The sequence below is a fragment of the Pseudomonas sp. P1_A1 genome (assembly GCF_056406935.1).
Map to the genome: position 1 here is coordinate 280,562 of NZ_JBFTZE010000001.1, position 22,765 is coordinate 303,326.

A 22,765-nucleotide genomic window follows, 5' to 3' on the forward strand; every position below is an offset into this window, starting at 1 on the left:
CATGGCGATCAAACAACTATTAAAACGTACCAGTGGCTGGCTCTATCTCAACTCGCCGGTAGGCCGTCACCAACTGCACGGTGCCGGGGTGATCCTGATGCTGCACCGGGTGCTGCCCAATGACCGCGCCGCCGACCTGCCCCATCGCAATGAACTGTGCGTCGGGCCGAAGGCCTTTTCCCATCTGCTGCTCTGGTTGAAAAAACACTTCGATTGCGTGCCGCTGATGGAGATCTTGCAACCCGGCGCACTGAGATCGGAGCACAGGCCGGAGCGTCCCAAAGTCGCACTGACCTTCGACGATGGCTGGCGCGACAACGCGCTGAATGCTTTTCCGTTGCTGAAAAGGTATCAGATGCCGGCGAGCATTTTTCTCTCCACCGATTTCATCGGCAGCCGGCAACGCTTCTGGTGGGAAAGCCTGGGGGAAACCCTGTGGCACAGCCACGGTGAAAAAGCCCGGACACACTTGATTGAATGCCTGCAACGGATCGGACGACCGTTACCGGTAATGCTCGATGACCTGGATGTGCAGCGCCGTAGCCTGGCGCTTTTGCATTTTCTGCAAAGTCTGAAAAGCCTGCCACCGAGCGAATTGAGCCGGCTCACCGACCAATGCCCTGAAGAATCGTTGCCCCAAGCCCTGGACTGGCATCAAGTGCGCGCGCTGGAAGCCAGCGGGTTGATCCGCTTCGGCCCTCACGGCGCCAGCCACACGATCTTCACCGACCTTGACGATCAACACCTGGATGAAGAACTGAGTCGCAGCCGCAATGCACTGTTGAACGGCTGCAACCGGCCGCTGCCAGTCTACTGCTACCCCAATGGCAACCATGATGCGCGGGTGCGCGAACACGTCGCCGACCACGACTTCCCGTTTGCCCTGGGCACCGCCAGCGGGATTTACCGTGGTGTCGGCGATCCATTGGCCTTGCCGCGAATCGGCATCAGCCAGCGCACGGCGCGCGATCCGGAACTGCTGTCGTGGCGCATCTACCGCGGAGCCCGGCCATGAGTCGCAGCCACTACCTCAAACACCTGGCCCTGAGCATGGGCACCAAACTGGCGATGATCGGCCTGCGCCTGCTGCGTAACGTGTTGCTGGCGCGGATTCTGGGGCCCAGCGAGCGCGGCCTGTTTGCGCTGCTCAGTACCCTGCCCGATTTGATCAGCGCCGCCACCAGCGGCGGGCYGAATTCGGCAGTGGGTTATCAGGCGGCCAAGCAACGGCCGATGGGATTGCTGCTGAGCCAGGTACTGGTGTTCGGTTGCCTGCTGGCGGGTTTGCTGACGTTACTGGTGGTCGCGCTGGTGCGTGAGTTCGGCAGCGAACTCGACATCACCACGCAACTGGGCTTGCTCGCCTGGTTGTTGCTGCTGGCGGTGCCGCTGACCGTGCTCAAGAGCGGCCTGCTGACCTTGCACAACGCGTCGGGCGGTGTGGTGGCGTTCAATGCCTTGCGGCTGGTGGAATCCCTGGCACCCCTGCTGCTGTTTATCGCCTTGTTCTGGATGTGGAAAGACGCCGCGCTGGAAGCAGCGCTGATCAGTTGGCTGGCCGGCATCAGCCTGGTGGTGCTGGCCGGTTGGTTCTGGCTCAACCGTGCACAACCCTTGACGTTGCAATGGGACCGCGCCAGCCAGAAAGAACTGTTGCGCTACAGCGCCCGTAGCCATCCCGACTTGTTGTTCCAGCAAGTCATTCTGCGCTCCGATTACCTGTTCATCGGTGCCTTGCTCGGCAGTACGGCATTGGGTCATTACGCCATGGCCAGCGCTGCCGCCGAGTTGTTGCTGATCGTCCCGGAAGCGGTGACCACACCCCTGATGAAACGCCTGCTGCAACAGGACGAAGGCATGGAACGCCTGACGCCGTTGGCCTTGCGCCTGACCGCCACGGTGATGCTCGGTGCCTGCCTGACCATGGCCGTGATCGGGCAATGGCTGATCGTCACCCTGTTCGGCATTGCCTATCAACCGGCCTACCCGGCCTTGCTGGCGCTGCTGCCGGGGCTGCTCGGTCTTTGCTATGCGAGCATCCTGCGCCTGGACTTGCTGGGCAAAAATCGCCCCGGCACGGTTTCGCTGCTGGTGGGCCTCGGCGCGCTGCTGAACCTGGCCCTGAACCTGTTGCTGATCCCGATGTATGGCATCGTCGGCGCCGCGGCGGCATCGTCCATCGCCTACCTGGCGGTGACCGTCGCGCTGCTGGTGATGTACTGCCGGTTGAGCGGCGTACCGGCCTGGCAAACCCTGATCATCCTGCCCAGCGATGTGGCACCGATGCTTCAGATGCTGCAACGGAAATCGGCATGAAACRCCTGATGCTGCTGATGAGCCTGGGCCTGGGTTTGAGCGCCCAGGCGGCGCCCATGCGCTGGGCCGACATTCGCGACGGCAGCCTGTACCTGCAAGCGGATCGCCCCGACACGTTGACCATCCAGTGGGCCCCGGCGTGGCAGGCCGATGCCAACGAAGAACACCTGTACCTGCTCGACGGCAACGGTAACCTGAAGGGCGATCGCCTGATCGCCGCCAGTGAAACCCGCGGCAAGCAGAGCTGGCCGCTGGCGCCGGGTGCCGCCAGTTATCGATTGGAAATTCCGGGCTACAGCTTCCGCCGCTACACCGTCGAACACGACGAACGCACCGTGGCGTTGTTCGCCCCGGCCAAGGTGCATTTCAGCGCCGAAACCCGTGGCGGCGATGAGCTGTATTTCAAAGTCGCACCGGGGGAACACGCCGTGCTGGCCGGCAAGTTTCACGGTGGCGTCGGCGCTCTGCTGGCCCAGCGTGTGGGCGATAACAAACAAGTGACGCTGGCGCTGAAACCCTATCGCGCCTATTGGCAATTCGATCAGCTTGAACTGCCCGTCACCCAGGACGAACAAGTCTGGCGCCTGCGCCTGCAAGGCAGCGGCAAGGTCGCGTTCTGGCTCGATGGCACGGCAAACCTGTTCGCCCAGAACCCGCAGCAACTCAAGCCGCTGCGCGAGGACGCTGGCCAGACCCGGCTGACCCTGCATAAAGAGACGCTCGGCCCGACCCCGAACCTGGGCATTTACTTGCCCTACGTGCTGCCGCCGCAATCCAGTTTCGCGGCGCTCGACGCCCTCAAGCCACAAGCGGGTTCTTATTACAGTTTCGTCGACGTCACGGCGCAAAATCCACACCACGAAGATGCGTTCCGCCAGCTCTATCAGAACCGCTTCGGCATCACGCAGGACATCACGCTGTTGGCCGGCAGCCAGCGTCAGGCCGATCTGCGCGCCGACACCATGAGCAACGCCGGCCTCGACGCCTGGCTCACCGCCACGCGCGCCCTCGGTGGCAGTGGCACTCACTACATCGCGTTCGCCGACGAGCCGAACCTCAATTACTCGAGCTACGTCAATTACCAGGCGATCTTCAACAGCATGGCCCGGCAAGTGCGCAGCGATCCGGCCAACGCCAAGGCCGGCATACGTATCGCCATGCCCGCCAGTTCGCGCTTCGTCAACGGCCCGTTCACCGACGATGCCGCCGACAAGCGCGGTATCGACTGGGCACGGCGCCTGCTGGCCGAATCCGGCGAGCAGATCGACGCCCTCGCCTGGCATGAATGGATGGTTCGCGACCTGTTGGCGACCCGGGTCTACCGCGACAGCGTGCGCCGCGCCGCCGAACTGGTGGGCCTCGATGCCAAGGGCCGGCCACGCAAGGCCTTGCTGCTGGACCAGACCAACCTGTCCAGCGGCTCAAGCCTGAGCCCCTACGATCAGGAAACCCATTTCACTTCACTGTGGTGGGCCTCGGTGGTCATCAACTCGGCGCAGGACGGCTTGCTGGACATGCTCAACTGGTTCCAGGCCGCCGACGAACCGAACTACCCCAAAGGCATGGTGCGGATACTGGGCGGCGATCGTTTCGAGCTCAAACCGGTGGGCCTGGCCCAACAATTCATCCGCCAGCACTGGCTGAAAAACGTCATGCGCCTGGACAACGACGCCTTCGAAGTCGACGTGCTGGCGATGGCCACCGAACACCAACGCAGCCTGTTGGGCGTCAATAAGGGCGCGCGCTTGCAGCGTGTCGATCTGGCCGGGGCGACCTGCCCGCTGACCAAGGGAGCGCTGGTGTATTTCGGTGCCGACAGCCGCAGTCGCGAAGGCAAATTCAACTGTCAGGACGGTCGCGTCAGCTTCGACCTGCCAGGGCAAACCCTGTTCGCACTGAGCTGGAGCGCCTCATGAACGTCCATGAGTTATGCAGCGGTCTGAACCTATGATGGCTCGATTCGAATGGCGCACGTCGTTGTGCGCTCCGGACTTTCCAACAGCCGCCTATGAGGGGTTGCGCTGGCGCGTGACGGACCATACGCCGTTCAACACCCTCGCCTGGCTGCGCGCATCGGAGCAGGCACTGTCCGCTGGGGAACGCTTGCACGTTCTGCTCGGCTGGCACGGCGATGAATTGGCCTTGTGCCTGCCGCTGGTGGTGTCCGTGGAGCGCTTTGGCGGGCTACCGTTTCGAGTCCTGCATCACCTCGGCTATCCCCTCACCGATCGTCTGACCGTGCTCACCTGCCTCGATGCCGAAAGCATGCGCAAAGCGCTGGTGATCATCCGCCGTCGCGTGCCTCATGCGATGCTGCAACTCAATGAATTGTCCGAACCCATCGGCGAAGAAAGTGCGTTGACCACCTGGATGGCCCACAGCTCGACCGGCGAGCGCCGCCTCAGTTGTCGGGTGCCGGTGCACCTGATCAGCGATGCCGACCGCCAGGAGGTGTCCGGCGACCCGCGTTACAAATTGCGCCGGGCGCGTAAACGCATCGCGGCCTGCGGTGCCGAGGTCCGGCGGCTAACCCCCGACGCCGCTACCATCAGGCCACTGTTGCGGACCCTCGGCAAAGTCGAAGCGCTGAGCTGGAAAGGCGTTCAAGGCGTGGGGATTTTCACCAATGACCGCTACCGGCAATGGATCGAGCAAGCCTTCACCGCCCTCGCCGAACAGGGACTGGTACGGGTGGTGGTGCTGGAACTGGACGGGCGCTGCATCAGCTACCGCATCGGCTTGCTGGAACAGGGCCGGCTGTACGACTACAACCTGGCGTTCCTGCCGCAACACGCAGACCTGGGCAGCGGTCGTGTGCTGCTTGAAGAGTGGATCCGCTGGGGGCTGGACGACAACTGGCACTGGGTCGACGCCTCGCGGATCAGCCTGGAAAACTCCAGCCATCAACTCCTGGAACGCATGACCGGGCAACTGGAGCACTGGCGCTGGAGTTTCTACTCCTGGCGCCCCAGCGGCCTCGCCCTGGGGCTGGCCCTGCGACTCTGGCACCGAATCAAACCCGGGTTAAAAAAGTGGCAGGCCAGGCGTGCAGCAACGCTGGTTGCTCCTACGCTTACACCTATACAGGCACCTATTGTCGCCAAAGACGCTGCACCCACCGAACAAGAAAGAGAGGGCAGCCATGCCTCGCCAAGTCATAGTCAACGCTGACGATTTCGGCCTCAGTCCGAGCGAAAACGCGGTGATACTGGGCGCCTTCCACGCCGGGGTCATCAGTTCCGCGACCGCCATGGCCAACATGCCGGCCTTCGAAGCGGCCTGCGTCCTGGCCCGGCAGCCAATGCTCAAGGGGCGGATCGGCCTGCACTTCAACCTCACATACGGCCGGCCGTTGAGCCTGTCGATTCGCGCGCGCTCGACATTTTGCGACAGCCAGGGTGAGTTCGACCTCAGCCTGCCCCGCCATAGCCTCTGGCTCAATCGCCTGGATCGCGATGCAGTGCTGGAGGAACTCGAAGCCCAATGGCAACGCTGCCTGGACAACGGCCTGCACCCCAGCCACCTCGATTCCCATCAGCACGTGCACAACATCTGGCCCATCGGCGAAATCGTCGCGCGGTTTGCCGCCCGCCAAGGGGTGCCCGTGCGACTGGCGCGCGATCTGGGCAGTAATTTGAGTGTGCCCAAACGAGTGTTCAAGACGTTACTCAACCATCGCCTGAACAGCCTGTCCGGAGCGACCGCCCAGAACGTCTGCACCCCGGTAGACCTGCGCACCGTAGCAATGCCAATCGACGGCCTGCTGGAAATCGTCGTCCATCCGATCCATATCGGCGCCGATTTTGGCGATGCCTATCTGGCCCCCGGAGAGTCGCTGAGCCATGTGCTGGATCAGCGTCTTGGCGGTGTTCCGAGGGTGTCCTATGCCGTTGTGCCGAGGGCGTCCAAACATGAGCCGCAGTACTCGACCGAACTGCACCCGTTGAAACTTTGATTTATCGCCATTGAAACCTTACCCACCGCACCCTGGCTTCAGCCTCGGAGGACTTCATGAGCGTCATCGACAAGCTTCGCGAACGTATCAAACAAAAAGGCCTGCTCCACACACTCCAGTCGCTCTGGAAGCGCTACGTGTATTTCCATCGGGAGCTGCTGTGGCTGGGGCGCGACCTGGTGACCCCGGTGGCGCCGCAAAATCTGCGGCCCTATTCGGGCTTGCGCCTGGTGATCATCACCCCGGAAAACGCCACCGCGTTCACCAAGTACTACGGCAACCGCGTCAAGGCCATGGCCGAAATCGCCGCCGAGGGTCACACCGGGCACATGTACGTGAACGAGGAAGGTGATGCCATCGGATTCATCTGGGGCAGTGCCAGGGACTACTTCGACCGGCACTATTACGGCTGCTGGTTCCGGATCAACCCCGGTGAGTTTTTCGAGTTCGGCGGTGAAATGATCCCTCAATACTTCGGCACCAGTCTGTCGATGGACGCCCAGTTCAAGCTCTGGGACGCGATGCGGGCCAAAGGATGCAACAAAATCGTCGACGTCTGCGATACCCGCAACATCCAGGCGATGAAAATGCACATCCGCATGGACTACCAGGAGCAAGGGCGCATCACCCACGTCTACGACCTGTTCGGCCGCTGGCGCTTCTTCCGCGAAACCTACTACACCGGCTCGCGGCTGACGGCACTGCGCAAACCGGAACAGCGGCCGGTGACGGCGGCGCAGGCGTGATTGGCTTCCACATCGATCTCAATCAGCCACTTTTTTACGGCTGACTCGCTCCCACATTGAATTGCACTGAACCTGTGGGAGCGTGGCTTGCCCGCAATGGGGTCAGTTGCCTACACAGTTCAGGGAAAAATACACCCATCACAAAAGAACCAACTGACTCCTCATGCCTGCGCTAACAGATACATTCGCACAGGAACGAGGAGCCAGAAGCATGAATCACAAACTAACAAACTTCGACATGGCGGCACTGCTCGACAGTGACGAAGCCATCAGCGAATACCTCTCACAGGTATTGGCGGACGGCGACAACGAAGAGTTTCTTCGTGCTATCGGCTACGTGGTAAAGGCCCGCGGCATGACACAAATTGCCAAAGATTCCGGAATGGGGCGCGAAAGCCTGTACAAGGCCTTCGCACCCGGTGCGAAACCACATTTTGACACGGTTCTAAAGGTCATTCATGCCTTGGGCATTGATCTCTGCGCGCAACCAGGGCAGGCGGAAAATCACTCAACGCTCTGAGAGTGCTTTGGCACTACGTTGCTTCTGTCACTCAAAGTGGCATCACTGGTGGCGCGAACCCTTTTCGCGTTAATTCAACCGCTCACGCAAGAACTCGATCAACGCCTGCACCGGTCGCGAGGCCTGACGGTGCTGCGGGTAGACCGCCGACAAGGTCAGCGGCTCGGGGCGGAAATCATCCAGTACTGGCACCAGCCGGCCGTCCTCCAGGGCCGAACCGACGATGAAGCTCGGCAAGTACGTGATGCCCATGCCGGCGATGGCCGCGTCCTTGAGCAGTTCACCGTTGTTGACCCGCATCCGCCCGGTGACATTGACGGTCAACGGTTTGCCCCGCCCTTCGAACCGCCATTGCACCTGGCGGCCATGGCCGTAGGGCAGGCAATCGTGGCTGTGTAATTCCTCGGGCTCAAGCGGCGTGCCACGTTCGGCCAGATACGCCGGGCTGGCGCAGTACACCCGCTCGATGACGGCGATGCGCCGGGCGATCAGTGTCGAGTCTTCCAGCACGCCGATGCGCAAGGCCAAATCGTATCCCTCACCGAGCAAGTCCACCGGCCGATCACTCAGGTCGACCTCGACGGTGACGTCCCGATAACGCTGCAAAAATACTGGCAGCAAACAGCCCAAATGCGCCACGGCAAACGACAACGGTGCACTCAGGCGAATGGTCCCGCGAGGCTCGATGGTCTGGCCGGCGATGCCCTGCTCCACTTGCTCGACTTCACTGAGCAGGCGCAGGGCCGATTCGTAATAACTCTGCCCCAGCGGGGTGACGTCCAACCGTCGGGTGGAGCGATTGAGCAGGCGCACACCGAGACGCTCTTCGAGTTGCATCAGCCGACGGCTGACGAACTGCTTGGACAGGCCCAACTGATCGGCCGCCGCCGTGAAGCTGCCGGAGTCCATGACCTGGCAAAAAATACGCATGTCTTCGAACGGGTTCATTGTCACTCTCTGGTTGACAGTTAATCGCTTTATAGCCGCTTTTTCACTTTCCGGCATCCCATTAATCTGTGCTCACGGTGTTGCTGAGGCCTGAACCCCAGCGCCACAGCAGCCCGATCCCAAGGCATAAAAACTCAAACGATTTAAAAAGGATTTGCACATGAACATCAAGAAAACCCTCGCCACTTCCGTCCTCGCCCTGTCCATCGGCAACGCATTCGCCGCCGGCAGCCCCGGTGTCGAACACAACACCCAGGCCTTCCTCGATGCCCTCGCCGCCGGCGGTGGCAAACCGCTGGAACAACTGAGCCCGAAAGACGCCCGCGCGGTGCTGACCGGTGCCCAGGCTTCGGTGAAGGTTGATCTGTCGGGTGTTGAAGTCAGCGACAAGGCGATCAAGGTCGACGGCCAGACCATCAACCTGAAAGTGGTGCGTCCGGCCAAGGTCAAGGGAGAGTTGCCGGTGTTCATGTTCTTCCACGGTGGCGGCTGGGTATTGGGCGACTTCCCGACTCACCAGCGCCTGATCCGTGACCTGGTGGTGGGCTCCGGCGCAGTCGCGGTATACGTCGACTACACGCCGTCGCCGGAAGCGCAATACCCAACCGCCATCAACCAGGCCTACACCGCGACCAAATGGGTGGCCGAGCATGGCAAAGAGATCGGTGTCGATGGCAAGCGACTGGCGGTGGCCGGCAACAGCGTCGGCGGCAACATGGCGGCAGTCGTGGCGCTGATGGCCAAGGAACAGAAAACCCCTGCCCTGCGCTTCCAGCTGTTGATGTGGCCGGTGACCAACGCACAGTTCGACGACGGCTCGTACCAGCAATTCGCCGAAGGGCACTTCCTCACCAAAGGGATGATGCAGTGGTTCTGGGACAACTACACCACCAACCCGGCCGAGCGTGCGCAGATCCATGCCTCGCCGCTGAATGCCAGCGCCGAACAACTCAAGGGCCTGCCTGCGGCACTGGTGCAGACCGCCGAATTCGACGTGCTGCGTGACGAAGGCGAAGGCTACGCCCGCCACCTCGATGCGGCCGGTGTGCCGGTGACCTCGGTGCGCTACAACGGGATGATTCATGACTTTGGCCTGCTCAATCCGCTGAACCGGATTCCGGAAGTCAAAGCGGCGGTACGTCAGGCCGCGGCTGAGCTCAAGACGCATCTGAACTAAGCCCAACCTCTCGCCACACCTCAGGGTGTGGCGAGTTTTTTTGTRCCCGCTGGAGTGCAATCCATGAGCCTTTTCTCTGCCCACCTGTTGCCTTGGAGCGCCCTGCTGCTGGTGCTCGACGCCCTGCTCTGGCACCTCGTCCCGCTCAAGCATCGCGCGCCAAAGGTCGGTGTGCGGCTGGTGCTGTTTCTGGCGTTCAGCGCGCTGATTATCAATGTCGGCGTCAGCCCGTTGCAGGCACCGTCGTTTACCGATGACCAGGTGGCCCAACTCGGCGCAACGGCGCTGGGGATTCTCTGGTGGTTGTACGCCGCACGGGTGCTCACCGAGGTGTTCGGTCTGGTGCTAATGCGTCGCATAGGTCACAGCGGCCGTTTGCTGCAGGACGTGATCGGTGCGCTGGTGTTTCTGGCCTCCATCGTCGCGGCCGCCGGTTATGTGCTGGATCTGCCGGTCAAGGGTTTGCTGGCGACTTCCGGCGTGTTCGCCATCGTGGTCGGTCTGGCGTTGCAAAGTACCTTGGCCGACGTGTTCTCCGGCATTGTGCTCAACACCACCAAACCCTATCAGGTGGACGACTTTGTGATGATCGATGGCGTCGAAGGCAAAGTGCTGGACATCAACTGGCGCGCCACGCACCTGTTGAGCAGCGCCGGCACGATGGCCGTGGTGCCGAACTCGGTGGCGGCCAAGGCCAAGATCGTCAACCTCAGCCGCCCGAACAACCTGCACGGGGTGTCGATCAGCATCAAGGTGGCGAACCACATCCGCCCACGCCGGGTGCTCGACGCCCTCGACCGCACGCTGCAAGGCAGCAGCAGTCTGTTGCTGTCGCCCGCGCCAAAAGCGGTGCTCGTCGATGCTGGCGAAGAGATGTCCGAATACGTGGCCAGCGGGTTCATCGCCGAGCTGGGCAAAAAGAGCGAGGTGCGCAATCAACTGTTCGACCTTGCCCATCGCCATCTGGAAGCGGCAGGCATCTCACGACACCCCGACGGTGTGATCGAACCCTCGACCCGCGCCCGCGCACTGCTCGATGAAGTGAAGATTTTCCGCTCGCTGAGCCATGAGGAACGCGACCGCCTCGCCGAATCGATGGTCGCGCAACAATACGCCGCCGGCGAGGTGGTGCTGGATCTGGCTGAAGTGCCGGACAGCCTGTTCGTGATCGCCACTGGCGTCGTCAGCGCCAGTGTGCCGGACGGCAATGGTTTCACCGAGGCCGGTCGCATGGGGCCGAGCGAAGTCATGGGCGAACAGAGCATCCTGGCCGATACGCCGTCGCAGGCGACGTTCACCGCGCTGACATCTTCGATCATCTATCGTCTGGACAAGAACCTGACCCGACAGTGCATGGAACAGCGCAGCGAAGTGGGCCGGGCATTGAACAAGTTGCAGGCGGTACGCCAGCAGAACAGTCGGCTGGCGTTGATGGCCAAACCGGTGCCGATCAGGAAAGGTGGTTTTTTGGGATGGTTGCAAAAACGCTAAAAGCAAAAGATCGCAGCCTGCGGCAGCGCCTACAGGAGGAACGCATTCCAATTGTAGGAGCTGCCGCAGGCTGCGATCTTTTGATCTTCTTACTTGGCAGTGAACTTGGTGTAGCTGTTGATCAGGTTGCGGTAGTTAGGCAGGCGCTGGGACAGCAGGTTGGCCAGGCCTTCCATGTCGTTGCGCCAGTCGCCTTGCAGCTCGCAGGCCACGGCGAACCAGTTCAGCAGGTGTGCACCCGCCGCCGACATGCGTGCCCACGCCGCTTGTTGCACGGTGGTGTTGAAGGTGCCGGAAGAGTCGGTTACCACGAACACTTCAAAACCTTCGGCGATGGCCGACAGGGTTGGGAACGCCACGCAGACGTCAGTCACCACGCCAGCGATGATCAGTTGCTTGCGACCGGTGGCCTTGATGGCTTTGACGAAGTCTTCGTTGTCCCAGGCGTTGATCTGGCCTGGACGCTGAATGAACGGCGCGTCCGGGAATTGCTCGCGCAGTTCAGGCACGATCGGGCCGTTCGGGCCTGCGTCGAAACTGGTGGTGAGGATGGTCGGCAGGTTGAAGAACTTGGCGATGTCGCCCAGGGCCAGCACGTTGTTCTTGAATTCGTTGGGCGAGAAATCCTGCACCAGAGAGATCAGGCCGGTCTGGTGATCGACCAGCAGCACAACGGCGTCATCTTTGTTCAGACGTTTGTAAGGAACGTTGCTCATGTGAAACTCCTCGGAGGGTGGTGAGTGAAGCGTCGACCACACATGGCCGACGCTTTTGTTGCAAGACTCAGAACGCGAAGCAGGAACAGCCGAAGGCGCCCCAGAAGCCGGCGAAGTCACTCACCGGCACGTTCGACATACGGGCCTTCTCATGGCTGTGGGTATGCACGGCACACGGGCCGCTGCACTGGTGCACCTGCGCCTGCATCGGCGCGTTCGGCCGCCAGTGCCCCGGCACCTTCGCCACCGGCGACCAGTCCGGCAGCACCGGCAGGCTGACAGGCCCGAGTTTTTCGAAGTCGCCGGCGGCGTACACCACCTTGCCGCCGACCACGGTCAATACCGACTCGATCCACTTGATCGCTTCTTCGTCGACGCTGAAGAAGTCCGCGCTCAGCGCCGCGACGTCCGCCAGTTGTCCGACCTTGATCTGGCCCTTCTTGCCCTGCTCGGACGAGAACCAGGCACTGCCGTGGGTGAACAGTTCCAGCGCGGTCTGCCGTGGCAAGCCTTCCTCGTACAGCGCCAGGCCACCGACAGTGCGGCCGCTGACCATCCAGTACAGCGAAGTCCATGGATTGTAGCTGGACACTCGCGTGGCATCGGTGCCGGCGCCGACCGGTACACCCTCGGCCAACATGCGCTTGATCGGTGGCGTAGATTCGGCGGCCTGCTTGCCGTAGCGGTCGACAAAATATTCACCCTGGAACGCCATGCGGTCCTGGATCGCAATGCCACCGCCCAGCGCCCTCACCCGCTCGATGTTCTGTGGGGTGATGGTTTCGGCGTGGTCGAAGAACCATGGCAAACCGTTGAAGGGAATATCGCGATTGACCTTCTCGAACACGTCGAGCATGCGGCTGATGGATTCGTTGTAAGTGGCGTGCAAACGGAACGGCCAGCGCTGTTCCACTAGATGGCGGACCACCGGCTCCAGCTCCTGCTCCATGGTCTGCGGCAGATCCGGACGCGGTTCGAGGAAGTCCTCGAAGTCCGCCGCCGAGAACACCAGCATCTCGCCGGCGCCGTTGTGCCGCAGGAAGTCGTCGCCCTGGTGCAACTTGACGCTGCCGGTCCAGTTCTGGAAATCGGTCAGCTCTTCTTTGGGCTTCTGGGTGAACAGGTTGTAGGCAATGCGGATGGTCAGTTGCTCGTCCTTGGCCAACTGCTCGATCACCTGATAATCGTCCGGGTAATTCTGGAAACCACCGCCGGCATCGATCGCACTGGTCAGGCCGAGGCGGTTGAGCTCACGCATGAACTGGCGGGTCGAGTTGACCTGATATTCCAGCGGCAGCTTCGGCCCCTTGGCCAAGGTCGAGTACAGGATCATCGCGTTGGGCCGCGCGACCAGCATGCCGGTCGGGTTGCCGTTGGCATCACGCACGATTTCGCCACCCGGCGGGTTCGGCGTGTCGCGGGTGTAACCGGCAACTCGCAATGCAGCGCGGTTGAGCAAGGCGCGGTCGTACAAATGCAGCACGAACACCGGGGTGTCTGGTGCCGCCTGGTTGAGCTCTTCCAGGGTCGGCATGCGCTTCTCGGCAAACTGGAATTCGTTCCAGCCACCGACCACCCGTACCCATTGCGGCGTCGGTGTGCGGTCGGCTTGCTCCTTGAGCATGCGCAACGCATCAGCCAGGGACGGCACGCCTTCCCAGCGCAGTTCGAGGTTGTAGTTCAAACCGCCACGGATCAGGTGCAGGTGCGAATCGTTGAGGCCAGGGATGACACAGCGGCCCTTGAGGTCGATTACCTGGGTGCCCGAGCCGCGCAGGGCCATCGCCTCTGCATCGTTGCCGACAGCGACAAAGCGCCCGTCCTTGATCGCCACGGCGCTGGCGAGGGGTTTTTCGCGGTCTACCGTATGAAATTGGCCATTGAATAGAATCAGATCGGCGTTCATCGCAGTTCCTTCGTCATCAGGGAAATGAAGCAAAAAAGCGCCAGCTCAGCGCGGCGAATTTGCGTTGGATTCGAGGTGCTCCCGTGGCTGACTGGCCGTCAGCCACGGCGCAAACAAGCGAGTCGCGGCCGGCATGCACACGTACACCACCGACACCACGATGGTCAGGGTGATCAGGAACGTGGCGACCAAGTAGTTGGAGAGAAAAGCGTTGAGTTTGAGCAGCGGCCCCCAGAGCAGCGGCACCAGCAAGGTGTGCGGCAGAATCACCAGCAACGACACCACGGCCTGCTTCCAGCGCGGTGGCGGCGAAGCAGCATCGGCCAGCGGCGCGAACCAGAATTCGTTGACCGGGTTGACCTCGGTCTGGTCGCCGTCGGCCAGCATCGGCGCGGCTTCATCGATCAACGACTGACGTTGCGGCGAATCGAGCCAGTGCTGCATGGCCTCGGTGGAGCAAAAGCGCAGCACGCAGGTGAACATGTCCAGGCCAGCGTTCTTGCCGCGGATCACGTCCACGCCCAGATGTCCCTCCGTGCGCCCCGCTACGCTGACGATGTTGCGTAGCCAGGCTTCATAGGCTGCTTCGAAACCGGCCTTGACCCGGTGCTTGACGATCAGCGTCACGATCTCATCGGACCCCGGCGCTTTTTGAGTTTGGGCTTCAGACATAACGGAGCACTCCGGGCAAACGGACATTGAGCGCCAGCCGTCCAGGCCCGGCGATAAACACAGAGGTGAAGATGATCAACAACAGCCAGCCGAACTGCCCTTCGGCCACACTCCATTGCGGGTGCACGACCAGCAGCGCCACCAGCAGCACAAACAGAATAGGCAAGCACGCCAGCCGCGCCAGCACCCCGGCGACAATCAGCAGCGGGCACAGCACTTCGGCGAAAATCGCCAGGCTGAGGGTGAGGTGGGCACCGAGGTGGAACGGGTCTTCGATCAGTTGCAGTTGCGCACTGAAGTCCAGCAGCTTGGGCAAGCCGTGAACCCACAGCAGAAACAGACCACCGCTGACCCGCAGAAACAGCAGCCCGACATCCCGCGCCTGTTCATCCCTTTGCGAAGCGTTCATGACTCACCCCTGTTCAATCATTGGATTGAATAGTGCCGCCAAGGGGTGGGGAAAAATTGAATGTACGTGCTCTCTTTGCGGTATGAAGAGCTTAGGCTCAACGCCCCCCCGTAGGTGGACCGTGGGCAGGGAGCCCCATTGTGGCGAGAGAGTTTGCCCCCTTCGCCACAGGGATGTTTTCTGATGAATCCGGTCAGGTGGCCGGGTTGGCCTTCAACTCCAGACTATCCAGCGCCCGACTCACCGCCAGCTCGCCGAACATGATGAGTTGCGCGACGCCCAGTATCGTATTGCGCTGCGGCCCCTCCAGAAACCCGGCGCAGTCGCTGGCGATCACCTTGGTCGAGGCAAAGGACTCGCAGGCATTGGTCAGTAGCTCTTCGATGTTGATGTCCGGGGCGATGGTGTAAATCGTGCTCGGTTTGCGCGGGGGCTTGGCGTCGGACGGTTTTAGGTAGTGATCGAGGGCGCGTTCGGCGGCTTCGTTGAGTTTTTTGGGATCCAGGGGATCGTAGGGGGAAACGTCGTCGGTTGCTGGCGGGTTGGGTGTGGCTTTGAACATGGTGAATCTCCTTTGGAAAATAGCACCACCAGAACCTGTCGCTAAACAAGTAAGGGTGGCGACTGTATGCAGGTTAGCGAACCGGTCAAAGGCACCCGGTAGACCCGAGAGTCTCCCGCATACAGCCACCATAACGTAATTGCAGGCGTCAAAAGTCGGCAATAAAGTCTGGAGCACTGATGCACTTTGAATAGTCCGAGTCGCTAAACCCGATCGCTGATTGGCAGCGACACGGAAACGATAAAGACCAGGCCCAAAGCGCACAAGCCGGCGGATTCTGGCGCAGTCGTAGGCAACCACGCAAGGATCTGTAGCTTTCAGGAAGTAACGCTAAACACCTTTAAACACTGCACGTCGAATACCAAAACCCTCCAGCCCCGCCTCTGGTCAACGAGTGTCCTTGATAGTGTATTCCCGCACTTCGAAATCCGTCCTGGCCGCCGAACCAGGCACCTGATCCGTACACACCGAGAACACGATAGACAATGTGCTCCCGGGCCTGAGCGCCAGCAAATAGACGGCCGGTATGGTCGTGCTGTAGCCACCAGACGTAACCCATGCTCGATGAACCGCGTTACGCGTGTCCGTCCAAATGGGCAAATTGTGCTCGGCGCCGCTGGCATTGCGGCCCATCAACATCAACGACAATCGTTGTCCGATCGCGATATGTAGCCAGATGCCAAACGCCAGCGTCCCTCCGGCAATGACATCCTTCAGATCAAGCTCGGTTGTACCTTTCGCTTCGGCAATCACCGGGGAAACGAGCGAGGCCTTCGGGATAGGCAGAACATGTAACGGCCAGGGCAATGAAGTGACTGGATCCGATGAGCCACGCCTGTAGGTGAACGAGATATCCGCCGCCTTACCGATGCTGAAAGCCACCAATGGAACGGGCAACGTAATTTCCATGGGCATGGTGCCCACCGCGACAGGGATTGTGGTTCGCGAACCCGCCGCCGGCGTGCCTGGCTCGGCAGTCCAGTTCACGCTGACCAGGTCGGTAGACTCACTGGCGTAATTCAAGACAGCGGTCAAATGTGTCATTGCGTCAACCGGGTTCAAATTGGCGTTATCTGGCGCTTCCTTGATCGTCACTTCCCGGCTTACCTCAACGTTGATCGTCCATGAATTAGATACCCCACTGCCATTCAAGGGCCGGGCGGTGAATACGTGCGGGCCATCAGTCAACGCAGAGACCGTAAGCTCCCAGATGCCGGAAACTACCGGGATCGTGCGTATGGGGGTTGGCCCGTCAAGTATCTCCAGTTGTTCGTCTGCCCTCGCGCTGCCGCTGATCATCACCTGGGTGGTGTTGGTGTTCCCGCCATTGGTTATGTCATTGCCGGCAGAGTCTTTCACCGCCAGGATCTTCGGATCCTGCGGTATCGGTCCGCCCGTTTTGACGGTGTACTGTTTCGCTGGAAACTTCACTGCTGAACTTTTGCTCAGGCTTTTATCCAGTGCCACCCTGAGTTCCACTGTCAGTGTGCTGCCATCCATGAGCAGGTTTAGCGGGGTGGTTGAAAAGATTTGCGAAAAGAAGTCGTGGGTGACAAACGACTGGTCGACGGGGGGGTGAGGGGCAATCACGTACTCGACATTGAAAACGCCGCCATCGGCCAATGTTCCAATCAGGCTTACCCAGAAGTACTGACCGACGGCGATCAGCGGCCAACCCTCTATGAACAGGGTGAACGCCGAGATAGAGCTCACGTCCAGCTCGTTGCCATGGCCATTGCCCAATGCTTCCTTGATGATCGGCTGGGGCAATGCGTTCTGCGCAAGAGGCAGCACGTTCAACATCAGCGGCAGCGAACTCGCGGCGGGAGCGTTGCCGACCATCAGGTCAAAGATCACCGTCACCGTTTGGCCCAGGTTAAAGGCGACCACCGAATTGGGCAGCGACACGTCTTTAGTACCGGTTGCACCGGCATCGACATAAGCGGTGACAACTGAACCCTCTGGCGAAGTGCCCGGCGCACCTATCCAGCGCACACGGACCCTGGCGCCCGCTATTACGGGAAAGGAGAGACGAGCCGTGAGGGTGTATCGGGCCGCCAGCGAGTCCAGATGGGGCTTACCTTTGGCTTCCACGATAGAGGGAGCCAACAGTCGCATTTGGGCATCGTTATTGATGGTGTAGTGACGCGGCGCAAACTTCAGTGCTGCATTCTTGTTCAGTTTTTTATCCAGCGCGGCCCTGAAATCCAGTGTCAACGTGCTGCCATGCTTGAGTCTCTTGAGCGGCAACGCCGAAAACGTCTCGGCATAAAAACCGGACTGCAGAAATGCCTGGGTGACCACACTGTTGGGCGCTATCCAGTATTCAATGTAAAAAGCGCTGCCGTCGTCGTTGATGCCACTCAGGCTCATCCAGAAATACTGCCCGTCCGTTATCAGCGGCCAGCCATTGATGCGCAGGGTGAAATTCGTCAAGAACACCACGTCCAGCACGCTGCCTATGCCATTGTTGGGCGCTTGGGTGATCAGCGGGATGGGCAGAGCGCTCTGCGCAAGCGGCAGAATGGTGACCGTCAGCGGCAATGAGGTCGCGATCGGTGTGGTGCCGTTCATGACGACATAAGTCACCGTCACCACGTTGTTCAAGCTATAGGCCACTATCCAGTTGGGCAGTGGGACTTTCCATGGCGCAGTGCCGCCGACCGGAAAGAAGACGGTCGTGAATGAGGCCTCGCTCGGCGCTCCTGGCGCAGCCGTCCAGATCACTTGCAAGCTCTCCCCAGGCTGCATGGGGTAGTTGATGACAACCGTCAGGTTATTGCGGACCAACGCTGGGTCAAGTGGCGGGTTACCCGGGTTTTGCTCGAGTTCAGGGGCTGGCGGAGAGTTTATGAGCGCTGCGGCAACTGGGCTATTCATCATTCGCTCCCTGTGCATGATTGAGGTCGCCCCATGGGCACTGACTCATCACACACCGGTTGGCGACATCGCGCTACTATCAGAAATTACAGGTCAGGAAAAAAACGGATGAACGGTAAGAGCAAAAGCGCTTGCTCGCAGCACGTGTGCTGCCTGTTTACACCGCCGGAGTGTTCAGTGACACCGACATGAACTGACTGATGCGCGACCTGAGCCAGCGCTCCGCTGGATCGTTGTCATGCACCCCGCTCCAGGCCATCGACAGCTGCGCCGCGTCGATGGGAAACGGCGGATCTTCCGCTCGCAACCCACACCCCTCCACCAATGCACACGCGGCGTAATCCGGCACGGTGGCGATCATCTCGGTGCCAGCGAGCAACGCGCGCAAACCACTGAATTGCGGCACGCCGAGCACCACGCGGCGGGTGCGGCCGACCTTGGCCAGGTCGAGGTCGATGTTGCCGCTCAGGTCGCCGGAGAACGACACCATCGCATGGGGCCGCGCACAATACTCGTCCAGCGTCAGCGGCCCCGGGCGGTCATCGCCGCGCAGGACTTTGCAGGTGATGTCCCGCAGCTTCTTGCGTTTGGCATTGGCCGGCAGATCCGTGGTGTAACTCACCCCCACCGAGATTTCCCCCGACGCCAGCAACGCCGGCATCAACAGATAGTTGGCGCGGCGCACCACGACCACGATCCCCGGTGCCTCTTCCTGCAATTGTCGCAGCAACGGCGGAAACAGCCCGAACTCGGCGTCGTCCGACAGCCCGATGCGGAACACATCGCAGCTGCTGGCCGGGTCGAATTCCTTGGCCCGGCTGACCGCCCCCGAGATGGTGTCCATCGCTGGTTGCAGCTCCTTGAGAATCGCCAGCGCCCGCGCCGTCGGCTCCATGCCGCGACCGTTGCGCAGCAACAACGGATCGTCGAACAGATCACGCAGCCGCCCCAGCGCGGCGCTCACCGCCGGTTGGCCCATGAACAGTTTTTCGGCGACGCGGGTCAGGTTTTTTTCGAACATCAGGGCTTCGAAAATCACCAGCAGGTTCATGTCGACACGGCGCAGATCGTTACGGTTCATGGGCACGGTTCCCCTTTGTGTTCAGCCAGGCGCAAGTGTGTCGGACTTTACTCGATCATCGGCACTTTCGCCGCTCGTTTATAAGGCCCGTACTCGATCGGTACCCACTGGAAATGCTTGTCCACCGCGGTGATATGGCCGACACCCGGAAACGGCAAATGCGCTGCCGTGACCCAGATCTTGCTGGCCGCCGCATCGCTGAACACCTTGGCGCGGCTCTTGATCGCCTGCTGATTGTCGACGTCGAAACGGATCGATACCTCGGGATGCTCAAACTGCACCGCCAGGTTATGCACCAGATCACCCATGAACAGAATGCTCTGGCCCTGGGAGTTGAACCGATAGGTGGTGCTGCCCGGTGTGTGCCCGGCCTCCAGCTCGGCATCGACAACGCCCGGCACTGGCGACTGCCCGGCAGTAAAGGTTTTGAAACGGCCCGCCGCGATATACGGCGCGGTTGAGTCCTGGGCGATCTTGAAGAATTCCCTGGCACCGGCCGGTGCCTTGGCCATGGCCTGGGGATCAAGCCAGTAATCGGCTTCTGCCTTGGCCGCGTACACCGTTGCGTTGGCGAACACGGGCTTTTGCTGCCCATCCACCAACCCGCACACATGATCCAGATGCAGGTGGGTGAGCAGGATGGTATCGACCTGTTCCGGCTTATAACCAGCGGCTTGCATGTTCGCCGACAACTGGCCCGCCGTGGCACCGATGCACTGCCCTGCTCCGGTATCCACCAGAATCAATTGTTTGCCGGTATTCACCAGAAACGCGTTGAACGCGGTTTGCACCCCCGGCGTTTCAATCGAACGACGAGCCAGCAACGCGCGGATCTGGTCTTGGGTCAGCCCCTCGAGCAGTTTGGGCGACAGGTCGTTGTAGCCATCGAACAACGCCGTCACCTCGTAGTCGCCCACCGCGAGCCGGTAGTAACCGGGCACCTGAGTGTTCACCTGAGCCGGCGCCTGGGCCAGGCTGGTGCCGGACATCAGCGCCAATGCCAGGCCAAGTCCGCCAAACGTGCAAACGCGGGATTGCTTCATGAGATCACCCTTGATCGAACCAGAAAAAGCGGCCCAGTCCAGGCCGCTACACGTCGTCAATCTTGCATGACCGTGCATCACCCCGAATTGCAGTGATGTGCTCAGTTGGCGCATTTTCAGCCTTAAGCCTGACTGCGGAATTAACAACGTTTAACTCGCAAGCCAAAGCCCTCGCGACCAAGAATGAAGCCTTCTGCGCAGACTTGTTTTTCAGACAAGGGAACGTGCTGGCCCACCGTGCAGTGCATCCGCGCGCGCCCATCGACACGGACATTGGCCATGGCTCTCATTCAGCAAAACGCGATCAAGGCGTGTGCCATTGAAACGCAAAAAAAACCCACGGGTGGCCTTAGCCCCTGGCGTGAAACTCTGGTCAAGCGACTGATCCTCGACCACCTCGGCGACCCCCTGGAAGTGACCGAACTGGCACGGGCCTGTGCCCTGTCGCGCAGTCATTTTTCCCGTGCATTCAAGTGCACCACCGGTGTTTCACCGCAGGACTGGATCCGACAGCAACGCATCGCCCGGGCCAAGCAGTTGATCCGGAACACCGACCTGACCCTGACGCAAATCAGCCTGGAATGTGGCTTCTGCGATCAGGCACATTTCTCTCATATCTTTACTCGCAGCGAAGGCATTACACCATTTGCCTGGCGCTGTCGGACCGTGGGTGTTCTTCCCTCGCTCAACAGCAAAAGATCGCAGCCTTCGCCAGCGCCTACAGGTGCTCACATGTCCCTGTAGGCGCCAGCGCCTTTGATTTTGATCAGCCCTTGATGAACGCCAGCAGATCTTCGTTGAGTTGATCCTTGTGGGTATCGGTCAGGCCGTGTGGAGCTCCCGGGTAGACCTTCAGTGTAGAGCCCTTGACCAGTTTCGCCGAGGCGATGCCCGCCGCTTCGATCGGCACCACCTGATCGTCATCGCCATGCACCACGAGGGTCGGCACGTCGAACTTCTTCAGGTCTTCGGTGAAGTCGGTTTCAGAGAACGCCTTGATGCAGTCGTACGCGTTCTTGTGACCGGAAGCCATGCCCTGCAGCCAGAACCAGTCGATCATGCCTTGCGAAGGTTTGGCACCCGGCCGGTTGAAACCGAAGAACGGACCGCTGGCCAGATCCTTGTACAACTGCGAACGGTCGACCAACGACGCCTGACGAATACCGTCGAACACTTCCATTGGCAGGCCGCCAGGGTTGGTGTCGGTCTTGAGCATCAGCGGCGGCACCGAAGAAATCAGCCCGGCCTTGGCCACGCGACCGGTGCCATGGCGACCGATGTAGCGCGCCACTTCGCCACCGCCGGTGGAGAAGCCGAACAGTACGGCGTTTTGCAGATCCAGATGCTCGATCAACTGCGCCAGGTCATCGGCGTAGGTGTCCATGTCATTGCCGAACCATGGCTGGCTCGAACGGCCGTGACCACGGCGGTCATGGGCGATGACCCGGTAGCCTTTGGAGGCCAGGAAGATCATCTGCGACTCCCAACTGTCGGCGTTCAACGGCCAACCGTGGCTGAAGACGATCGGCTGACCGGTGCCCCAGTCCTTGTAGTAAATCTCGGTGCCGTCTCGGGTGGTGAAGGTGCTCATTTTGATTCTCCTGATGCATGGGGTTTACGACGGTTAATAAGAGGTATGAGCCATTCGTTCGGCCAGGCGCGCCACCCGCTCGCCCAAATGTGCGGCGGTACGGCGGTCTTCCAGTGGAGGTGCAAATTCAGGAGATTGTTCGACGTTCGATTGGGCCATCGCCCCTAGCGAACTGCCGAGTCGGTTCAACTGCCCGTCGAACACGCCGAGGCTGCTGCGCGCCGGCAGCAGGTCGAGGCCGACCCAGATCATCGAGTGCTGGGCAGCGAACACCGCCATCTGCAGCAAGGTGTTGAGCTTATCGCCGCACAGGCAACCGGAGTTGGTGAACCCGGCAGCGAGTTTGTCGCGCCAGGGCTGGGCCAGGTAGAACGAGGCGGTGGCCTCCATGAAGCCCTTGAAGGCCGCCGAGGCACTGCCCATGTAGGTCGGGGCGCCGAAGATGATTGCATCGGCACGGTGCAAGCGTTCCCAGTGTTCGTCCACTTCCTCCACCGGAATCAGCCGACAGGTGCTGCCCAGGTGCCGTTCCACACCCTGGCCCACGGCTTCGGCCATGACCCGGGTGTGCCCGTAGCCACTGTGATAAACCACCACCACGTTGCTCATTCCGGCTCCTCCAGAAGTGTTCGTCCTTTTTGCGGCACGCTTTTGGTTGCACTTTCTGTTGCACTTTCTGTTGCAAAGAAGGCCGAGACCTTCGGCTACTTGAAGAAATGGATTTTTGAGCGTAGACCGGACACAGCACGAGT

Annotated in this window: 21 protein-coding genes; 10 read left to right on the top strand and 11 right to left on the bottom strand. The window is 60.8% G+C overall.

The genetic code is table 11. The annotated features are described in order from the left end of the window. Position 1: 1 nt before the first annotated feature. The 7 genes from AC1D2Q_RS01325 to AC1D2Q_RS01355 all read left to right on the top strand — a co-directional run bounded on the left by AC1D2Q_RS01325 (position 2) and on the right by AC1D2Q_RS01355 (position 7,537). Positions 2–1,015, top strand: coding sequence for a polysaccharide deacetylase family protein (locus AC1D2Q_RS01325; RefSeq protein WP_477811987.1), 1,014 nt, complete (start codon positions 2–4; stop codon positions 1,013–1,015). Continuing rightward, entirely contained in the window at positions 1,012–2,316 is a 1,305-nt protein-coding gene (locus AC1D2Q_RS01330) for an oligosaccharide flippase family protein (RefSeq protein WP_477811988.1), read from the top strand. The genes AC1D2Q_RS01325 and AC1D2Q_RS01330 overlap by 4 nt, the downstream gene beginning before the upstream one ends. Continuing rightward, a complete protein-coding gene (locus AC1D2Q_RS01335; protein WP_477811989.1) occupies positions 2,313–4,232 on the top strand; it encodes a hypothetical protein in 1,920 nt (639 codons plus the stop codon). Before AC1D2Q_RS01330 ends, AC1D2Q_RS01335 begins: the two co-directional genes overlap by 4 nt. A gap of 31 nt (positions 4,233–4,263) precedes the next feature. Beyond that, entirely contained in the window at positions 4,264–5,487 is a 1,224-nt protein-coding gene (locus tag AC1D2Q_RS01340) for a GNAT family N-acetyltransferase (RefSeq protein WP_477811990.1), read from the top strand. Beyond that, positions 5,459–6,271, top strand: coding sequence for a ChbG/HpnK family deacetylase (locus AC1D2Q_RS01345; RefSeq protein ID WP_477811991.1), 813 nt, complete (start codon positions 5,459–5,461; stop codon positions 6,269–6,271). The genes AC1D2Q_RS01340 and AC1D2Q_RS01345 overlap by 29 nt, the downstream gene beginning before the upstream one ends. Before the next feature lie 56 nt (positions 6,272–6,327). After that, the gene (locus AC1D2Q_RS01350; protein ID WP_477811992.1) at positions 6,328–7,017 is read left to right on the top strand and encodes an N-acetyltransferase; all 690 of its coding nucleotides are present in this window, start codon (positions 6,328–6,330) and stop codon (positions 7,015–7,017) included. A gap of 211 nt (positions 7,018–7,228) precedes the next feature. Further along, entirely contained in the window at positions 7,229–7,537 is a 309-nt protein-coding gene (locus AC1D2Q_RS01355; protein WP_477811993.1) for an addiction module antidote protein, read from the top strand. A gap of 69 nt (positions 7,538–7,606) precedes the next feature. On the opposite strand, the gene AC1D2Q_RS01360 is transcribed toward AC1D2Q_RS01355, so the two are convergent. Continuing rightward, positions 7,607–8,485 carry a LysR family transcriptional regulator gene (locus AC1D2Q_RS01360; RefSeq protein ID WP_477811994.1) on the bottom strand — a complete coding sequence of 293 codons (879 nt, stop codon included), beginning with the start codon at positions 8,483–8,485 and terminating at the stop codon, positions 7,607–7,609. 160 nt (positions 8,486–8,645) lie between these two features. Here AC1D2Q_RS01360 and AC1D2Q_RS01365 point away from each other — a divergent pair, with 160 nt between their 5' ends. Next, on the top strand, positions 8,646–9,662 hold the full coding sequence (locus tag AC1D2Q_RS01365; protein ID WP_019648504.1) for an alpha/beta hydrolase: 1,017 nt from the start codon (positions 8,646–8,648) through the stop codon (positions 9,660–9,662). A 63-nt stretch (positions 9,663–9,725) separates the two neighbouring features. Continuing rightward, positions 9,726–11,153 carry a mechanosensitive ion channel domain-containing protein gene (locus tag AC1D2Q_RS01370; protein ID WP_477811995.1) on the top strand — a complete coding sequence of 476 codons (1,428 nt, stop codon included), beginning with the start codon at positions 9,726–9,728 and terminating at the stop codon, positions 11,151–11,153. Between the two features lie 89 nt (positions 11,154–11,242). Here AC1D2Q_RS01370 and ycaC read toward each other — a convergent pair whose 3' ends face one another. From ycaC to AC1D2Q_RS01410, 8 genes are all read right to left on the bottom strand, one after another. Next, entirely contained in the window at positions 11,243–11,869 is a 627-nt protein-coding gene (gene ycaC / locus AC1D2Q_RS01375; protein ID WP_028941293.1) for an isochorismate family cysteine hydrolase YcaC, read from the bottom strand. Between the two features lie 67 nt (positions 11,870–11,936). Next, complete coding sequence (locus AC1D2Q_RS01380) at positions 11,937–13,775, bottom strand: amidohydrolase (RefSeq protein WP_477811996.1); 1,839 nt, start codon at positions 13,773–13,775, stop codon at positions 11,937–11,939. A gap of 45 nt (positions 13,776–13,820) precedes the next feature. Beyond that, complete coding sequence (locus tag AC1D2Q_RS01385; protein ID WP_018925556.1) at positions 13,821–14,447, bottom strand: antibiotic biosynthesis monooxygenase; 627 nt, start codon at positions 14,445–14,447, stop codon at positions 13,821–13,823. Next, complete coding sequence (locus tag AC1D2Q_RS01390) at positions 14,440–14,856, bottom strand: DoxX family protein (RefSeq protein ID WP_064618759.1); 417 nt, start codon at positions 14,854–14,856, stop codon at positions 14,440–14,442. Before AC1D2Q_RS01390 ends, AC1D2Q_RS01385 begins: the two co-directional genes overlap by 8 nt. 193 nt (positions 14,857–15,049) lie before the next feature. Next, positions 15,050–15,418, bottom strand: coding sequence for a DUF6124 family protein (locus AC1D2Q_RS01395; protein WP_477811997.1), 369 nt, complete (start codon positions 15,416–15,418; stop codon positions 15,050–15,052). A 387-nt stretch (positions 15,419–15,805) separates the two neighbouring features. Further along, positions 15,806–18,298, bottom strand: a complete 2,493-nt coding sequence (locus AC1D2Q_RS01400) for a hypothetical protein (RefSeq protein WP_477811998.1) — start codon at positions 18,296–18,298, stop codon at positions 15,806–15,808. A 157-nt stretch (positions 18,299–18,455) separates the two neighbouring features. Then, a complete protein-coding gene (locus tag AC1D2Q_RS01405) occupies positions 18,456–19,379 on the bottom strand; it encodes a LysR family transcriptional regulator (protein WP_477811999.1) in 924 nt (307 codons plus the stop codon). Between the two features lie 47 nt (positions 19,380–19,426). Further along, the gene (locus tag AC1D2Q_RS01410; protein WP_477812000.1) at positions 19,427–20,422 is read right to left on the bottom strand and encodes an MBL fold metallo-hydrolase; all 996 of its coding nucleotides are present in this window, start codon (positions 20,420–20,422) and stop codon (positions 19,427–19,429) included. A 279-nt stretch (positions 20,423–20,701) separates the two neighbouring features. Here AC1D2Q_RS01410 and AC1D2Q_RS01415 point away from each other — a divergent pair, with 279 nt between their 5' ends. Next, positions 20,702–21,166 (top strand): helix-turn-helix domain-containing protein, encoded by a 465-nt coding sequence (locus AC1D2Q_RS01415; RefSeq protein ID WP_477812001.1) that lies wholly within the window; start codon positions 20,702–20,704, stop codon positions 21,164–21,166. 22 nt (positions 21,167–21,188) lie between these two features. On the opposite strand, the gene AC1D2Q_RS01420 is transcribed toward AC1D2Q_RS01415, so the two are convergent. Together AC1D2Q_RS01420 and AC1D2Q_RS01425 are read right to left on the bottom strand one after the other, a co-directional pair. Then, positions 21,189–22,013 carry an alpha/beta fold hydrolase gene (locus AC1D2Q_RS01420; RefSeq protein WP_477812002.1) on the bottom strand — a complete coding sequence of 275 codons (825 nt, stop codon included), beginning with the start codon at positions 22,011–22,013 and terminating at the stop codon, positions 21,189–21,191. A gap of 33 nt (positions 22,014–22,046) precedes the next feature. Beyond that, positions 22,047–22,622: a flavodoxin family protein gene (locus tag AC1D2Q_RS01425; RefSeq protein ID WP_477812003.1), complete on the bottom strand. Its 576-nt coding sequence runs from the start codon at positions 22,620–22,622 to the stop codon at positions 22,047–22,049. Positions 22,623–22,765: the final 143 nt, after the last annotated feature.

What these genes read in the sequence shown, in the direction of transcription:
- AC1D2Q_RS01325 (WP_477811987.1), top strand. Translation starts at nt 2, where the DNA reads ATGGCGATCAAACAACTATTAAAACGTACCAGTGGCTGGCTCTATCTC.
- AC1D2Q_RS01340 (WP_477811990.1), top strand. Translation starts at nt 4,264, where the DNA reads ATGATGGCTCGATTCGAATGGCGCACGTCGTTGTGCGCTCCGGACTTT.
- AC1D2Q_RS01345 (WP_477811991.1), top strand. Translation starts at nt 5,459, where the DNA reads ATGCCTCGCCAAGTCATAGTCAACGCTGACGATTTCGGCCTCAGTCCG.
- AC1D2Q_RS01350 (WP_477811992.1), top strand. Translation starts at nt 6,328, where the DNA reads ATGAGCGTCATCGACAAGCTTCGCGAACGTATCAAACAAAAAGGCCTG.
- AC1D2Q_RS01355 (WP_477811993.1), top strand. Translation starts at nt 7,229, where the DNA reads ATGAATCACAAACTAACAAACTTCGACATGGCGGCACTGCTCGACAGT.
- AC1D2Q_RS01360 (WP_477811994.1), bottom strand. Translation starts at nt 8,485, where the DNA reads ATGAACCCGTTCGAAGACATGCGTATTTTTTGCCAGGTCATGGACTCC.
- AC1D2Q_RS01365 (WP_019648504.1), top strand. Translation starts at nt 8,646, where the DNA reads ATGAACATCAAGAAAACCCTCGCCACTTCCGTCCTCGCCCTGTCCATC.
- AC1D2Q_RS01370 (WP_477811995.1), top strand. Translation starts at nt 9,726, where the DNA reads ATGAGCCTTTTCTCTGCCCACCTGTTGCCTTGGAGCGCCCTGCTGCTG.
- ycaC (WP_028941293.1), bottom strand. Translation starts at nt 11,869, where the DNA reads ATGAGCAACGTTCCTTACAAACGTCTGAACAAAGATGACGCCGTTGTG.
- AC1D2Q_RS01380 (WP_477811996.1), bottom strand. Translation starts at nt 13,775, where the DNA reads ATGAACGCCGATCTGATTCTATTCAATGGCCAATTTCATACGGTAGAC.
- AC1D2Q_RS01385 (WP_018925556.1), bottom strand. Translation starts at nt 14,447, where the DNA reads ATGTCTGAAGCCCAAACTCAAAAAGCGCCGGGGTCCGATGAGATCGTG.
- AC1D2Q_RS01390 (WP_064618759.1), bottom strand. Translation starts at nt 14,856, where the DNA reads ATGAACGCTTCGCAAAGGGATGAACAGGCGCGGGATGTCGGGCTGCTG.
- AC1D2Q_RS01395 (WP_477811997.1), bottom strand. Translation starts at nt 15,418, where the DNA reads ATGTTCAAAGCCACACCCAACCCGCCAGCAACCGACGACGTTTCCCCC.
- AC1D2Q_RS01400 (WP_477811998.1), bottom strand. Translation starts at nt 18,298, where the DNA reads ATGAATAGCCCAGTTGCCGCAGCGCTCATAAACTCTCCGCCAGCCCCT.
- AC1D2Q_RS01405 (WP_477811999.1), bottom strand. Translation starts at nt 19,379, where the DNA reads ATGAACCGTAACGATCTGCGCCGTGTCGACATGAACCTGCTGGTGATT.
- AC1D2Q_RS01410 (WP_477812000.1), bottom strand. Translation starts at nt 20,422, where the DNA reads ATGAAGCAATCCCGCGTTTGCACGTTTGGCGGACTTGGCCTGGCATTG.
- AC1D2Q_RS01415 (WP_477812001.1), top strand. Translation starts at nt 20,702, where the DNA reads ATGGCTCTCATTCAGCAAAACGCGATCAAGGCGTGTGCCATTGAAACG.
- AC1D2Q_RS01420 (WP_477812002.1), bottom strand. Translation starts at nt 22,013, where the DNA reads ATGAGCACCTTCACCACCCGAGACGGCACCGAGATTTACTACAAGGAC.
- AC1D2Q_RS01425 (WP_477812003.1), bottom strand. Translation starts at nt 22,622, where the DNA reads ATGAGCAACGTGGTGGTGGTTTATCACAGTGGCTACGGGCACACCCGG.